Source organism: Pseudomonas fluorescens, from assembly GCF_902497995.1.
GTDB classification, from domain to species: domain Bacteria; phylum Pseudomonadota; class Gammaproteobacteria; order Pseudomonadales; family Pseudomonadaceae; genus Aquipseudomonas; species Aquipseudomonas fluorescens_BK.
The window spans coordinates 13630-27567 of record NZ_CABVII010000025.1; the positions used below are offsets into that span (position 1 = coordinate 13630).

Annotated in this window: 11 protein-coding genes; 4 read left to right on the forward strand and 7 right to left on the reverse strand. The window is 58.6% G+C overall.

Annotated features, from left to right (window positions below; translation table 11 throughout):
• Window positions 1–149: 149 nt before the first annotated feature.
• The 7 genes from F8N80_RS24740 to F8N80_RS24770 all read right to left on the reverse strand — a co-directional run bounded on the left by F8N80_RS24740 (window position 150) and on the right by F8N80_RS24770 (window position 7527).
• Window positions 150–980, reverse strand: a complete 831-nt coding sequence (locus tag F8N80_RS24740; protein ID WP_128873487.1) for a carbohydrate ABC transporter permease — start codon at window positions 978–980, stop codon at window positions 150–152.
• 10 nt (window positions 981–990) lie between these two features.
• Window positions 991–1917, reverse strand: a complete 927-nt coding sequence (locus F8N80_RS24745; RefSeq protein WP_150745546.1) for a carbohydrate ABC transporter permease — start codon at window positions 1915–1917, stop codon at window positions 991–993.
• Window positions 1918–2161: 244 nt separating this feature from the next.
• A complete protein-coding gene (locus tag F8N80_RS24750; RefSeq protein WP_150784891.1) occupies window positions 2162–3472 on the reverse strand; it encodes an ABC transporter substrate-binding protein in 1311 nt (436 codons plus the stop codon).
• A gap of 327 nt (window positions 3473–3799) precedes the next feature.
• On the reverse strand, window positions 3800–4705 hold the full coding sequence (locus F8N80_RS24755; RefSeq protein WP_150745544.1) for an AraC family transcriptional regulator: 906 nt from the start codon (window positions 4703–4705) through the stop codon (window positions 3800–3802).
• 83 nt (window positions 4706–4788) lie between these two features.
• The gene (locus F8N80_RS24760; protein WP_150784923.1) at window positions 4789–5625 is read right to left on the reverse strand and encodes a phospholipase; all 837 of its coding nucleotides are present in this window, start codon (window positions 5623–5625) and stop codon (window positions 4789–4791) included.
• Window positions 5626–5773: 148 nt separating this feature from the next.
• The gene (locus F8N80_RS24765; protein WP_150784892.1) at window positions 5774–7069 is read right to left on the reverse strand and encodes a glycosyltransferase; all 1296 of its coding nucleotides are present in this window, start codon (window positions 7067–7069) and stop codon (window positions 5774–5776) included.
• Between the two features lie 92 nt (window positions 7070–7161).
• A complete protein-coding gene (locus F8N80_RS24770) occupies window positions 7162–7527 on the reverse strand; it encodes a response regulator (RefSeq protein ID WP_150745542.1) in 366 nt (121 codons plus the stop codon).
• Window positions 7528–7785: 258 nt separating this feature from the next.
• On the opposite strand from F8N80_RS24770, the gene F8N80_RS24775 reads away from it, so the two are divergent.
• The 4 genes from F8N80_RS24775 to F8N80_RS24790 are packed head-to-tail and all read left to right on the forward strand — an operon-like array spanning window position 7786 to window position 13875.
• A complete protein-coding gene (locus F8N80_RS24775) occupies window positions 7786–11277 on the forward strand; it encodes a response regulator (RefSeq protein ID WP_150784893.1) in 3492 nt (1163 codons plus the stop codon).
• A complete protein-coding gene (locus F8N80_RS24780) occupies window positions 11277–12110 on the forward strand; it encodes a CheR family methyltransferase (RefSeq protein WP_150784894.1) in 834 nt (277 codons plus the stop codon). The genes F8N80_RS24775 and F8N80_RS24780 overlap by 1 nt, the downstream gene beginning before the upstream one ends.
• Window positions 12107–12700 carry a chemotaxis protein CheB gene (locus F8N80_RS24785; RefSeq protein WP_150745539.1) on the forward strand — a complete coding sequence of 198 codons (594 nt, stop codon included), beginning with the start codon at window positions 12107–12109 and terminating at the stop codon, window positions 12698–12700. The genes F8N80_RS24780 and F8N80_RS24785 overlap by 4 nt, the downstream gene beginning before the upstream one ends.
• Window positions 12694–13875 (forward strand): hybrid sensor histidine kinase/response regulator, encoded by a 1182-nt coding sequence (locus tag F8N80_RS24790; protein ID WP_150784895.1) that lies wholly within the window; start codon window positions 12694–12696, stop codon window positions 13873–13875. The genes F8N80_RS24785 and F8N80_RS24790 overlap by 7 nt, the downstream gene beginning before the upstream one ends.
• The last annotated feature ends 63 nt before the right edge of the window (window positions 13876–13938 follow it).

Here is a 13938-nt window from a genome sequence, read left to right on the forward strand (position 1 = left end):
CTCCGTTTGTTGTTATTCAGTTGAGCCGTGGTAACGCCATGCAGGCTTTTCTGTAGGAGCCAGGCTTGTCGGATCGCCGCACCGCAGCGAAGGCGTCCGTCAAATCGCCTTCGCCGGCAAGCCTGGCTCCTACAGGGATCGGGTGTGGCTTATTTCACCGCGCCAAACGACAGGCCGCGCACCAGTTGTTTCTGGCTGATCCAGCCGAAGATCAGGATCGGCGCGCAGGCCAGGGTCGAGACTGCCGACAACTTGGCCCAGAACAGTCCTTCGGGGCTGGAGTACGAGGCGATCAGCGCAGTCAGCGGTGCGGCCTGGGACGAGGTCAGGTTCAGCGACCAGAACGCTTCGTTCCAGCACAGGATCAGCGACAGCAACACCGTGGAGGCCAGGCCGCCCTTGGCGATCGGCAGCAGTACCCGGACCATCTCCTGCCACAGCGTGGCGCCGTCCAGGCGTGCGGCTTCGAGGATGTCCTTGGGGATGTCCTTGAAGTAGGTGTAAATCATCCAGACCACGATCGGCAGGTTGATCAGGGTGTAGATCACGATCAACGCAATGCGGGTGTCGAGCAGGCCAAAGCTCTTGGCCAGCAGGTAGATCGGCATCAGCACGCCCACCGGCGGCAGCATCTTGGTCGAGAGCATCCACAGCAGCGTGCCCTTGGTGCGCTGGGTTTCGTAGAACGCCATGGAGTAGGCCGCCGGCACCGCGATCAGCAGGCACAGGGCGGTGGCGCTGAACGAAATCACCACCGAGTTCCAGGCGAAGCTGAAGTAGTCACTGCGCTCGTTGATGTGCAGGTAGTTCTCCAGCGTCGGGGTGAAAATGAACTGCGGCGGCGTGGCGAAGGCGTCGATTTCGCTCTTGAAGCTGGTCAGCACCATCCAGAAAATCGGGAAGAAGATCAGGATCGCGATGGCCCAGGCCAGGGTGCCCAGCAGCAGGCTTTGCAGACGACGGGATTGTTGAAGGGTCATGGCAATGGCCTCAGGCTTTGTCGGTCAGGTTTTTGCCGATCATCCGCACCAGGATGATGGCCGCGATGTTGGCGATCAGCACCGCGATCAAGCCGCCGGCGGAGGCCATGCCGACGTCGAACTGCACCAGCGCCTGGTTGTAGATCAGGTAGGCGAGGTTGGTCGAGGCGTAGCCGGGGCCGCCGTTGGTGGTGGTGAAAATTTCGGCGAACACCGAGAGCAGGAAGATGGTTTCAATCATCACCACCACCGCGATCGGGCGGGCCAGGTGCGGCAGGGTCAGGTGCCAGAAAATCGCGATCGGCCCGGCGCCATCGAGGCGCGCGGCTTCCTTCTGCTCCTGGTCGAGGGACTGCATGGCGGTCATCAGGATCAGGATCGCGAAGGGCAGCCATTGCCAGGAGACGATGATGATGATCGACAGCAGCGGGTAATGCGCCAGCCAGTCCACCGGCTGCGCACCGAACAGTTTCCAGACGTAGGCGAGAATCCCCGACACCGGGTGGAAGATCAGGTTCTTCCAGATCAGCGCACCGACGGTGGGCATGATGAAGAACGGCGAGATCAGCAGCACCCGCACGATGCCGCGACCGAGAAACTCACTGGCCTCCAGCAAGGCACTGATCAACACGCCGAACACCACGCTGATCAGCAACACGCTGCCCACCAGCAACAGGGTGTTGGTGGCGCCGGGCATGAAGCCTGAATCCGTGAGGAAGTAGCTGAAGTTTTCAAGTCCCACGAACTGGTTTTCACCGGGGTAGAGCAGGTTGTAGCGGATCAGCGAAAAGTAGACGGTCATGCCCAGCGGCACGATCATCCACAGCAGCAACAACGCCACCGAGGGGCTGACCAGGAACCAGCCGGGGTTGGCCAACCGGCTTTTACGCACGGGTTGGGGAAGGTCGATGTGAGCTTTGGCAGTTGAAATAGTCATGGCGATAGCACCGATTAATGCAGACCTAAGAAGATCAAACTGTGGGAGCGGGCTTGCTCGCGAAAGCGATATTTCAGTCGCTGAAGATGCATCGGATGTACCGGCCTCTTCGCGAGCAAGCCCGCTCCCACAATGGATTGCGTTAAGCCTGTGGGAGCGCGGCTTGCCCGCGATGGTGTGTCAGTCGACACCGATGTACCTGACACACCAAAGCGAGCAAGCTTGCTCCTACAAGGGGCCGGGGTTATTTGGGATAACCGGCGCGCTTCATTTCACGTTCGGTGGTTGACTGAGCGGCGGTCAGGGCTTGGTCGACCGTGGTCTGGCCGATCAGCGCCGCCGAGAACAATTTGCCGACCTGGGTGCCCACGGCCTGGAATTCAGGAATGGTCACCAACTGAATGCCGATGTACGGCACCGGTTTGGCGCTCGGCTTGCTCGGGTCCGCCGCTTTCAGCGACTCCAAAGTCACCCGGGCAAATGGCGCGGCCTGCAGATAGGCCTCGCTGTAGGTCGAGGCCCGAGTGCCTGGGGGCACATTGGCGATGCCATCTTTTTCCGCGACCAACGTCCCGTACTCCCTGGAAGTGGCCCAGGCGCTGAAAGTCTTGGCGGCGTCCTTGGCCTTGGAACTGGTCGGGATCGCCAGCGCCCATGAATACAACCAGGCCGAGCCCTTGTCGGTGGTTTCGTGCGGTGCGTAGGTGAAGCCGACGTGTTCGCTGACCTTGCTCTGGGTCTTGTCGGTGACAAAGGAGCCGGCCACGCTGGCATCGACCCAGATCGCGCACTTGCCGCTGTTGAACAGCGCCAGGTTTTCGTTGAAACCGTTGCTCGAAGCACCCGGGGGGCCGGATTTTTTCATGGTGTCGACGTAGAAATTCAGCGCGTTCTTCCATTCCGGACCGGTGAATTCCGGCTTCCACTGCTCATCGAACCAGCGTGCACCATAAGCATTGGCGACGGTGCTGATCAGCGCCATGTTCTCGCCCCAGCCGGCCTTGCCGCGCAGGCAGATGCCGTACTGTTCTTTGTCCTTGTTGGTGAGTTTGCCGGCGAACTCGCCGATCTGCGTCCAGGTCGGGCGTTCGGGCATGGTCAACCCGGCGTCCTTGAACAGGTCGGTGCGGTAATAGATGATGGAGCTTTCGGCGTAGAACGGCAGGGCATAAAGCGAGCCCTTGACCGACAGGCCTTCACGCACCGAAGGGAAGACATCGTCGAGGGCGTAGCTGGCTGGCAAATCCTTCATCGGCTCCAGCCAACCCTTGGCGCCCCAGAGTGCGGCTTCGTACATGCCGATGGTCAGCACGTCGAACTGGCCGCCCTGGGTGGCGATGTCGGTGGTCAGGCGCTGGCGCAGGACGTTTTCTTCCAGCACCACCCAGTTGAGCTTGATGTCCGGATGCTCGGCCTCGAAGGCTTTCGAGAGCTTTTGCATACGGATCATGTCGCTGTTGTTGACGGTGGCGATGGTCAGGGTCTGGGCGCCGAGGCTGACGCTGCTGAGGGTCATGCAAGTGAGGGCTAGCAGAGCTTTTACAGAAGGTTGCATCGTGCACTCCTTTTCTGCTCCCGGCGGGTTGCAGAAGGATGGTTATTGTTTTTGTGTCTTCCTGCGGCAGGAAGAATGTGCACTGATTACAGCGTTCAATTGATGGCGTGACAAATCATCGGTCGCACTTGAATTGATACTATTTTGCACTGCTACTGGAGGCGAAAGGTGGTGGGGGCGGCTTTGCTGCAGTTGGATACCATTGGATTTGTACAGGTTTTGAGGGCCCTTTCGCGGGCAAGCCTCGCTCCTACAGGGCTACGCAATACCTGTAGGAGCGAGGCTGCCCGCGAAGGCGATCTAAAAATCACCACATGACCAATGCCGTCAACCGAGGTTTTGTTCGGTCAACCGCTGCACCGCCAACCGCCGGTAATGGGAAGGCGTCATGCCCTTGAGCTGCTGAAATCGCCGATTGAAATTGGAAATGTTGTTGAAGCCCGACTCGAAACACACATCCGTCACCGGTTTGTCACCGTCGGCCAATAGTTCGCAGGATTTGCTGATGCGCAGGCGATTGACGAACTCGATGAAGCAGCGCCCGGTGGCCTGCTTGAACACACGGCTGAAGTAGGTCGGCTTCATGCCCAGGTGCTCGGCCACTTCCTCCAGCGGCAGATCCCGGGCGTAGTGGGCGAAGATGTAATCCACTGCCCGGTTGGTGCGATCGATGTTGTGTTCGTCGGCCAACTGCGGCGTCGTGGCGCCGGAGAGCGTTTGGTAATCGTCGCAAGCCGCCAGCAGCTCCAGCAGAATGAAAAAGTGCCCGAGCCGGGTTACGCCTTTCGTATCGGCGATACGCTGCATCAGGCCCATCGCCTGGCGGATGGTGTGTTTGCAGCGGAACTCGATGCCGTACTGCGCACGCTCCAGCAGCGGTGCCAGGCTCTTGAGCTCGGCAAACACCAGATGACCACTGTCGAACAACTCATCGGTGAAGTTGACCAGCATGTCGCGCTTGGGCACCACTTCGTCTTCGGCCACCTGGCTGATCCAGTTGTGGGGCAGGTTGGGGCCGGTGAGGAACAGGGATTCGGGATAGAAGTTGCCGATGTAATCGCCGATAAACACCTTGCCCGAACTGGCGACGATCAGGTGCAGTTCGTATTCCTTGTGGAAATGCCAGCGCACCAGCGGGCAGGGGAAGCCGTGCTGGCGATAGATGATGGACAACCCGTTATGGTCGTCCATCAGCTCGTAGGAAGGGTCGGTCACTCTGGCGGTGCGAGTCATATCAGGGTGCTTTTGTGGTTATCGCACGCTGATCATGCCTCGTTCCAGCCGGTGAATGCTACCCGCCGGCTTGTCGAGGTTTGCTACGTGCGATGCAAGGAGTGGCCGTAAACCGCTTTCATGCTCGTAGCGATCCAGCAGTAAGAGACAATCTCGGATTCATCAAAAAAATCGGTGCTGATGATACTGCAGCGCGTCACCCAATCCCGACTTTGGTGAAACCAGTCATTGATGTGATGCCTGATGTCTTGAGGCCCACCCAGAAAACCATAACTGGTGGCCGATAAGGACCATAAACCGGTGTCGGAAGGTACGCTTTGGAGTGTGCTGGAGATGTGCTTTTTCAGATCATCGGTATCAGTGAAATGCTTGCCGCTCCACTTGTGCCATATGCGCGGCCAGAAGTAATTATCGTCCAGCGCTCGCACAGCCGGCGCGGCCAACACTACCCTTCGTTGTGCGCTCGCCTGTTTCAGTTGGCCCACCGTTAGCGTGGCGTCCGCAGGCGATATGATCCGCTGTCGGAGCTTGTCAATCAGTAAGTCACTGAGCTTTTTATAATCGAAAGGCTTTTCACCGTCGCCGAGTTGATGAAAGTCGAAAACGATAAACTCATTCGGGTTCTGATCGAGAAAGGTCGACACCGCCGTGATCAGCTCCTCGAGGACGCGATGAGACTGGTAGCCATTGTGATGAAAGTAGAATATCGATTGGTCGTGCTTCTCGGTGTAGCCGAGACGGATATCAAAGACCCGCGCACCGTTGGCTAATTGCCAGGCGAATGAATCATTTTGACAGGTGGTCCAGTTACCGATGATGACATTGTAATTGGGCGCTTTTTTGTCCATGCCCGAGTTGTGAGTGCCGGGCCAGACGATATCGGTCAGTTTCAGTTCGTCGATGTCGAGCGTGTTGCTCATCCATGTTTTTTTATTCAGATTCCCTTCTGTATTTGTCACTGTCGATCCCTATAGTGACTCCGCCCATCCATGGGGCGAAGTTGATTGATGGAAACCCGATCATAGAGGGTCGCCCCGGCAATACCAAACGCGGAAACATGTACACAAATCAAGTGATCTGACGGTTTTTCGCTTCAATCCATTGCGACATGTATTGAGTGCTCTTGTGCTGATGATGGCGCAGCATGTTGCCGGTGAAGTTATCCCGTCTGATAACCGCTAACTGTTGTCGGCACTCGTTGATTCGGGCGATCAATGCCGGACCATGGCTCGTGCGCTGGTAACGACTGGCCAGCAGTTGCACTCCTTGCGCTTGTGCATCCAACCAGCGGGTCTTGTCTGTATAAAGTTGTACGGCGCAATCGGCGAACGCCCGGGCGGTCCGGGTCACCGCCCCTGGCCATGGCTCGTCTCCGTGCATGGCTTCGGCCCCGATCGGCGTGGTGACACTCGGCGTACCGCAGAGCATTGCGTCAACGAGCTTGCCCTTGATGCCCGCACCGAATCGCAATGGCGCCAGGCACACTCGCGCCGCGGACATGACGTGCAAGGCATCTTCTGCCCAGTTCATCACATGAAACCCCTGAGCCGCGTTGTGCAACGCAGTGGCCTTGGGCGGTGTATAAGCGCCGTAGATGTGCAGCTGGGCAGCTGGCAGCCGCTCGCGGATCAGCGGCCACAGGGTGGTTTTCATCCAGAGCACCGCGTCCCAGTTCGGGGCGTGGCGAAAATTGCCGATGCTGAGAAAGTGTGCCCGGTCCTCAAAGGCCGGCGATGGCGCGCTGGGCAGGTCGACCATCAGCGGGCACCAGTGCAACACGTTGCGCGGCACCTTGAATTGTTCGACCAGCAACTCGATTTCCACTTCGGAAATCATCAGGTTCAAGTCACAACGATAAATCGCGGCGATCTCCCGTTTGGCCAGATCGGTCTCGGCCATGAACTCGAACTCTGCACGCAAAGCCTTGGCGAACAACTCGCTGAAATCATGGGTGTCGTCACTGGCCTTCAAGCGCTCCTTGAGGCGTTGATGGCGGGCATCGCGCAGGCTTTGCAGATCGGAGGTTTCAAGCACGCGCAAGGCATCGGGACAGTGTTTCTCAACGCGCCAGCCGAACTGTTCTTCCATCATGAACCGGTCGAACAGCACCACGTCCGGGGCCAATTGGCGGATGAATGTGTCGAAACTGCTGTTGTTCAATTCGATCGGCACTTCGCGAATGCCCAGGGCCGCCAGGTCTGCCCGGTGTTCGCCAGTGCCGGCCGGACTGCTGAAGGTGATGTCCCAGCCTTGCTCCAGGAACGTCTCGAGAATTTGCATCATATGCCCGCCAGCCGCCGAAGAGCGGGGCTCGGGCCAGACGTAACCAATGACCAGGACGCTGGTTGCGCGGGGCTGACTCATGAATGGATATTCCTTGAAACGGGGCAGGGGAGCATCGGGGGGACGATTAAACCACAGGCGATGGCAAACCCTGAGCCCTGCCTCGGCGCAGACTAGGCGTTGGCAAGAATATCCTTGACCTTGTCGCGCAACTGATCGATCGAGAATGGCTTGCCGATCACATGCATCCCTTCAGGTACCTCGATGCTTTCGGCATATCCGCTGGCGAACAGGATCGGCAATTGCGGACGCAGCATCCGCGCCTGCCTGGCCAGCTCGCGGCCATCCATCACCGGCAGACCGACGTCAGTCATCATCAAATCGATGGACTGGTCTTCATCGTTGAGGAACTCCAGTGCCTGTTCGCTGCCATCGGCCTCGAGCACCTTGAACTCCAGTTCCTCCAGCACATCGGCGATCAGCATGCGGACGATGGCATCGTCTTCGACGACAAGGATGATGGACGCATTGGAGGACATAGTGGGGTTCCCGAAAGTTGAAAGGGTGTTGCCGGTCGATCGAAACTGCCGGGCTCTTGCATGAGTAAGTGGCGGATCCCCACAAGTTCCCTGCGCGGTTAAAAAAGGATAGCTACCCGAAACCGGCAAGGATAACCGCTCCTTTGCGCTGGAGCAGGTGAATGCAGGATTTTGCTGGAAAACCTGGCAGAAAGTTGGATCATCGTGGCGGTTTTGGGGCAAACTCCGTGGTTTTCAATGGATCGACAAGGCTTCCCCATGACCTCCGCGTCTTCGGTTGACGAGCAACGATTTCGTAAACTCCTGAGCCGCAACGTGAGTCTGCCGTTGGGCGTCGGCGTAATCAGTGCCGTGTTCTTCGTTTCGCTGATCGCTTATCTGCTGTCGGTGATCCAGTGGGTCGAGCACACCGACCGGGTGATCAATAACGCCAATGAGTCGATAAAACTGACCGTCGATCTGGAAACCGGGATGCGCGGCTTCCTGCTCACTGGCGACGAGCAATTCCTCGAACCCTACGAAACGGCGAAGCCGCGAATCGCGGTCACCCTCAAGACCTTGCTCGAACTGACTGCGGATAACCCGGTGCAGACCGACCGCCTGCACCGGCTGCAGGCTTTGCAGGATGAATGGGCCGCTTACGCCACTACCATAATCGATTTGCAGCGCTCCCGCGGGGACTATCGCGGCGCGCTCCAGGCCGGGCAGGGCAAACGCCTGACCGACGAGATCCGCAAGCAATTCGAAGACGTGATCGACATGGAGCAGCAGTTGCGCACCGCGCGCAACGAGGAAGTACGCCGCACCACCGTCTGGAGCATCGGCCTTTATATGGTGTTCATCGCCGGTCTCAGCGCAATGCTGGCCTACATCGGCCGCCGGGATTTGCTCAACCTTGCGCAAAACTACAGTGCCAACCTCGCCGCGCAACAGGCCAGCGCCCGTCGCCTGGAACAGCAGGCCTGGCTGCGCAATGGCCAGACCGAACTGGCCGAGCAAGTGCTGGGGCAGCTGTCACTCAATGTGCTCGGGCGTAACATTCTGCAGTTTTGCGCGCAGTACCTCGGTACGGCGGTGGCCGCTATTTATGTCCGTGAAGAACACGGCGGTCTCAAGCGCATTGCGTCTTATGGTTTCTCCCGGGAACAGGAAGCGCTTGAACAACAGATCCACAGTGGCGAAGGCATTGTCGGCCAGGTCGCGCAACAGGCTCGCTTGATCCGCCTCGACGATGTACCGAGTGACTACTTCAAGGTCAGCTCCGGCCTCGGCGAAGGCTTGCCCCATAGCGTGCTGGTGGTGCCGACCAGTGACGATGAGCGGATCAATGGGGTGATCGAGCTGGGTTTCCTGCGTCCGCTCGAGGACCGCGATGTCGAACTGCTTGAACTGATCGCCGGCAACATCGGCACGTCCATCGAAGCCGCGCGCTATCGTCAACGTCTGCAGGAAGTGCTGGCCGAAACCCAGCAGCTCAACGAAGAGCTGCAGGTTCAGCAGGAAGAACTCAAGACCGCCAACGAGGAGCTGGAAGAGCAATCGAGTATTCTCAAGGAGTCCCAGGCACACCTGGAAACCCAGCAGGTCGAGCTTGAACAGACCAATGAACAACTGGCCGAACAGGCGCAGATCCTGGCCGATCAGCGCGACGCCATGGACCGGAAAAACACTGAACTCAATCAGGCGCAGATCCAGCTCGAAGAACGCGCCGAAGAGTTGCAGCGTTCGAGCAAGTACAAGTCCGAATTCCTCGCCAACATGTCCCATGAGTTGCGCACACCGCTCAACAGTTCGTTGATCCTGGCCAAGTTGCTGGCGCAGAACCCTCAGGAAAACCTCAGCGCCGAGCAGGTCAAATTCGCCGAGTCGATCTACTCCGCCGGCAATGACTTGCTCAACCTGATCAACGATATTCTCGACATCTCCAAGGTCGAGGCCGGCAAGCTCGAGGTGCGCCCGGAGAACACCAGCGTCGCGCGTCTGGTGGAGGGCTTGCGCGGGATGTTCCAGCCGCTGGCAGCAGACAAGCAGCTGGACCTGCAGGTCGAACTGCAGCCGGGCGCGCCGATGATGATCTATACCGACCGCCAGCGTCTGGAACAGGTCATCAAGAACCTGCTGTCCAACGCGGTGAAATTCACCGAAAAAGGCACGGTCAGCCTGACAGTGGCCAACCAGCCTGGCGACAGTATCGCCTTTATCGTTCGTGACTCCGGGATCGGCATTGCCGCGGATCAGCAGGACAGTATTTTCGAAGCCTTCCGCCAGGCCGATGGCACCACCAGCCGTCGCTACGGCGGCACTGGCCTGGGCCTGTCGATTTCCCGCGACCTGGCGGCATTGCTCGGCGGTTCCATCAGCGTCACCAGCGAGCCGGGGCAGGGGAGTGTGTTTACCCTGGTCTTGCCCCGGCAATACGTTGAACCGGGGGATGGGCCGGTCGAACCGATGAAGGCCTCACCGGTTGCCATGACCTCCAGAGTCATGCCCGCCGCGCCGGTGCCGCTGATTGCCGCCGTCGATATCCCGCGTTTCGACGACGATCGCTCAAAGGCGCCATTCGCCACACGTTGTATCCTGGTGGTGGAGGATGAACCGAACTTTGCGCACATCCTCTACGACCTGGCCCATGAACTGGGTTATCAGTGCCTGGTGGCCCATGGGGCCGACGAAGGCTACGACCTGGCCACGGAGTTCATCCCGGACGCCATCCTGTTGGACATGCGTCTGCCGGATCATTCCGGATTGACCGTATTGCAGCGACTCAAGACACATGCGCACACCCGACACATTCCGGTGCATGTCATTTCTGTGGAAGATCGCGTCGAAGCCGCCATGCACATGGGCGCCATCGGGTATGCGGTCAAGCCGACCACCCGCGAAGAACTCAAGGACGTGTTTGCCCGCCTCGAAGCCAAGCTGACCCAGAAGGTCAAGCGTGTCCTGCTGGTTGAAGACGACGATGTGCAACGCGACAGCATTGCCCGGCTGATCGGCGACGATGACATCGAGATCACCGCCGTAGGCCTGGCGCAGGAGGCGCTGGACCTGCTGCGCACGACGGTTTTCGACTGCATGATCATCGACCTGAAGCTGCCGGACATGCTCGGCAACGATCTGCTAAAACGCATGTCCACCGAGGATATCTGCTCGTTCCCGCCGGTGATCGTCTACACCGGGCGCAACCTGACCCGGGACGAGGAAGCCGAACTGCGCAAGTATTCGCGTTCGATCATCATCAAGGGCGCGCGCTCGCCCGAGCGTCTGCTGGATGAGGTCACACTCTTTCTGCACAAAGTCGAATCCGGGTTGTCCCATGAACGGCAGCGGATGCTCAAGACCGCGCGCAGCCGCGACAAGGTCTTCGAGGGCCGCAAGGTACTGCTGGTGGACGACGATGTACGCAACATCTTCGCCCTGACCAGTGCGCTGGAGCACAAGGGTGCGGTGGTGGTCATTGGCCGCAACGGCCGTGAGGCGATTGAACGCTTGAATGAAGTTGAGGACATCGATCTGGTGTTGATGGATGTGATGATGCCGGAAATGGATGGTTTTGAAGCCACTACCCTGATCCGCAAGGACCCGCGCTGGCGCAAGCTGCCGATCATTGCGGTGACGGCCAAGGCCATGAAGGACGATCAGGAGCGCTGCCTGCAGGCCGGCTCCAACGATTACCTGGCCAAGCCCATTGACCTGGATCGCCTGTTCTCGCTGATTCGCGTGTGGTTACCGAAGATGGAACGCATTTAGTGGAACGCATTTATTCAGGGGAGCGCAACAGCGAAATCGAATTGCGCTTGTTGATCGAGGCGATTTACCTCAAGTACAGCTACGACTTTCGCGATTACTCCGGCGCGTCAATCAAGCGTCGCGTCCATCACGCGCTGAGCCAGTTTGAATGCGCCACCATTTCGGCGTTGCAAGAGAAGGTGCTCCACGATCCGACAGCGTTCATGCAGTTGCTGCAATGGCTGACGATTCCGGTCAGTGAAATGTTCCGCGACCCCTCGCACTTCCTGGCCATCCGCCAGGAAGTGGTGCCGTTGCTCAAGACCTATCCTTCGATCAAGATCTGGATCGCCGGTTGCAGCACCGGCGAAGAAGTCTATTCGATGGCAATTCTGCTGCGCGAAGAAGGCTTGCTCGATCGCACCATCATCTACGCTACTGACATCAACCCGCGTTCGCTGGACAAAGCCAGGCAAGGGATTTTCTCCATGGAGAACGTCCGCGCCTACACTCATAACTACCAGAAGGCAGGTGGCCAGCATTCGTTCGCCGATTACTACACGGCGGCCTATGGCTACGCCATTTTCGACAAGAGTCTGTGTGACAACGTGACCTTCGCCGACCACAGCCTCGCGACCGACAGTGTCTTTTCAGAGACTCAATTAATTTCATGCCGTAATGTATTGATTTATTTCAATAAAAAACTTCAGGATCGTGCTTTCGGGTTGTTCCATGACTCGCTGTGCCATCGGGGATTCCTGGTGCTGGGCAGCAAGGAAACCCCGGATTTTTCGGCTTACGGCAAACAGTTCGAACCCTTGGCCAGACAAGAACGGATCTACCGCAAATCATGAACAGTGCAAAGGAGTTGCCATGCATAGAAGCTATAGTGATCGGCGCCTCGGCGGGCGGCGTGGAGGCGTTGCTCACGCTCCTCGGCCCGCTGCGCGAAGGCTTCGTTCTGCCGATCATTGTCGTGCTGCACCTGCCTGAAGCGGGTCGTAGCCAACTCGCCGAAGTCTTCGGGCGAAGAGTGTCCCTGCCGGTGCTGGAAGCCCGCGACAAGACGCGGGTCGAAGCCGGAACCCTGTATTTCGCCGGGCCCGGATACCACTTGTCGGTAGAGCAGGACCGCAGCTTTTCCTTGAGCCTGGAAGACCGCGTGCATTATTCGCGTCCGGCCATTGATTACCTGTTCGAGTCGGCTGCCGATGCGTATGGCCCGGCGCTGGTCGCGGTGTTGCTGACCGGCGCCAACCGCGACGGCGCGCGCGGCCTGGCCCAGGTCAAGCAGCGTGGCGGCCTGACCATCGTGCAGGATCCGGACGAAGCCCAGGTCGCGACCATGCCCCTGGCTGCGCTGGATATCGTTGCGCCAGACCACATCCTCCCCATACGCGGCATCGGCCGTCTGCTTGTCGAGCTGGAACGAATAGCATGCTAAGTAACATCCAAGCCAAACTGCTGATCGTCGACGATTTGCCGGAAAACCTGTTGGCGCTCGAAGCGTTGATCAGGCGTGAAGACCGAATCGTCTACAAAGCCTTGTCCGCTGACGAAGCCTTGTCCCTGCTGCTGCAACACGAATTCGCCATGGCCATTCTCGACGTGCAGATGCCCGGCATGAACGGTTTCGAACTGGCCGAGCTGATGCGTGGCACGGAAAAGACCCGAAACATTCCGATCGTGTTTGTCAGCGCTGCCGGCCGCGAGCTGAATTACGCATTCAAGGGCTACGAAAGTGGTGCGGTGGACTTCCTCTACAAGCCGCTGGATATCCACGCGGTCAAGAGCAAGGTCAACGTGTTCGTCGATCTGTTCCGCCAGAGCAAGGCAATGAAACAACAGGTCGAAGAGCTGGAGCAAAGCCGACGCGAACAGGAAGCACTGCTCAAACAGTTGCAGAGCACCCAGCTCGAACTGGAACAGGCGGTGCGCACGCGCGACGATTTCATGTCGATCGTCGCTCACGAAGTCCGCACGCCGCTCAATGGCCTGATTCTCGAAACCCAGCTGCGCAAGCTGCACCTGGCCCGGGATAACGCCGCGGCGTTCACCCTGGAAAAGATGCACGCGATGGTCGATCGCGACGAGCGGCAGATCAACAGCCTGATCCGACTGATCGAAGACATGCTTGATGTGTCGCGAATCCGCACCGGCAAGCTGTCGATCCGGCCGACGTGTTTTGATTTGTCGGCGCTGGTCCTGGATTTGTTACAAAACTTTGCCCCGCAGATCGAAGCCGCCGAGTCCTCCGTCACCCTGCAGGCCGGGCAACCGGTGGTGGGTAACTGGGACGAGTTTCGCATTGAACAGGTCATTTCCAATTTGTTGACCAACGCTTTACGTTACGGCGCCAAGAGTCCGATCACCGTGAAGGTGTACAGTGAGAGCGGCCAGGCGCTGGTGGAAGTGCGGGACCTGGGGATCGGCATTGATGAAGAAAACCAGAAGCGCATTTTCCAGCAGTTCGAGCGGGTTTGTGCTAAACACGCCGTCGCCGGATTGGGCCTGGGGTTGTTCATTTCAGAACAGATTGTGACCGCCCATGGCGGTTCCATTACCGTCGAGAGCCGGATTGGCGAAGGCGCCTTGTTTCGCATTTGTCTGCCGCTGTAGGAAAACAGCCAGGTAAACGCAACCTCTGATCGACCCCACGGTCGTATCAGCAGCTATTGACCG

What these genes read in the sequence shown, in the direction of transcription:
- F8N80_RS24740 (WP_128873487.1), bottom strand. Translation starts at nt 980, where the DNA reads ATGACCCTTCAACAATCCCGTCGTCTGCAAAGCCTGCTGCTGGGCACC.
- F8N80_RS24745 (WP_150745546.1), bottom strand. Translation starts at nt 1,917, where the DNA reads ATGACTATTTCAACTGCCAAAGCTCACATCGACCTTCCCCAACCCGTG.
- F8N80_RS24750 (WP_150784891.1), bottom strand. Translation starts at nt 3,472, where the DNA reads ATGCAACCTTCTGTAAAAGCTCTGCTAGCCCTCACTTGCATGACCCTC.
- F8N80_RS24755 (WP_150745544.1), bottom strand. Translation starts at nt 4,705, where the DNA reads ATGACTCGCACCGCCAGAGTGACCGACCCTTCCTACGAGCTGATGGAC.
- F8N80_RS24760 (WP_150784923.1), bottom strand. Translation starts at nt 5,625, where the DNA reads ATGAGCAACACGCTCGACATCGACGAACTGAAACTGACCGATATCGTC.
- F8N80_RS24765 (WP_150784892.1), bottom strand. Translation starts at nt 7,069, where the DNA reads ATGAGTCAGCCCCGCGCAACCAGCGTCCTGGTCATTGGTTACGTCTGG.
- F8N80_RS24770 (WP_150745542.1), bottom strand. Translation starts at nt 7,527, where the DNA reads ATGTCCTCCAATGCGTCCATCATCCTTGTCGTCGAAGACGATGCCATC.
- F8N80_RS24775 (WP_150784893.1), top strand. Translation starts at nt 7,786, where the DNA reads ATGACCTCCGCGTCTTCGGTTGACGAGCAACGATTTCGTAAACTCCTG.
- F8N80_RS24785 (WP_150745539.1), top strand. Translation starts at nt 12,107, where the DNA reads ATGAACAGTGCAAAGGAGTTGCCATGCATAGAAGCTATAGTGATCGGC.
- F8N80_RS24790 (WP_150784895.1), top strand. Translation starts at nt 12,694, where the DNA reads ATGCTAAGTAACATCCAAGCCAAACTGCTGATCGTCGACGATTTGCCG.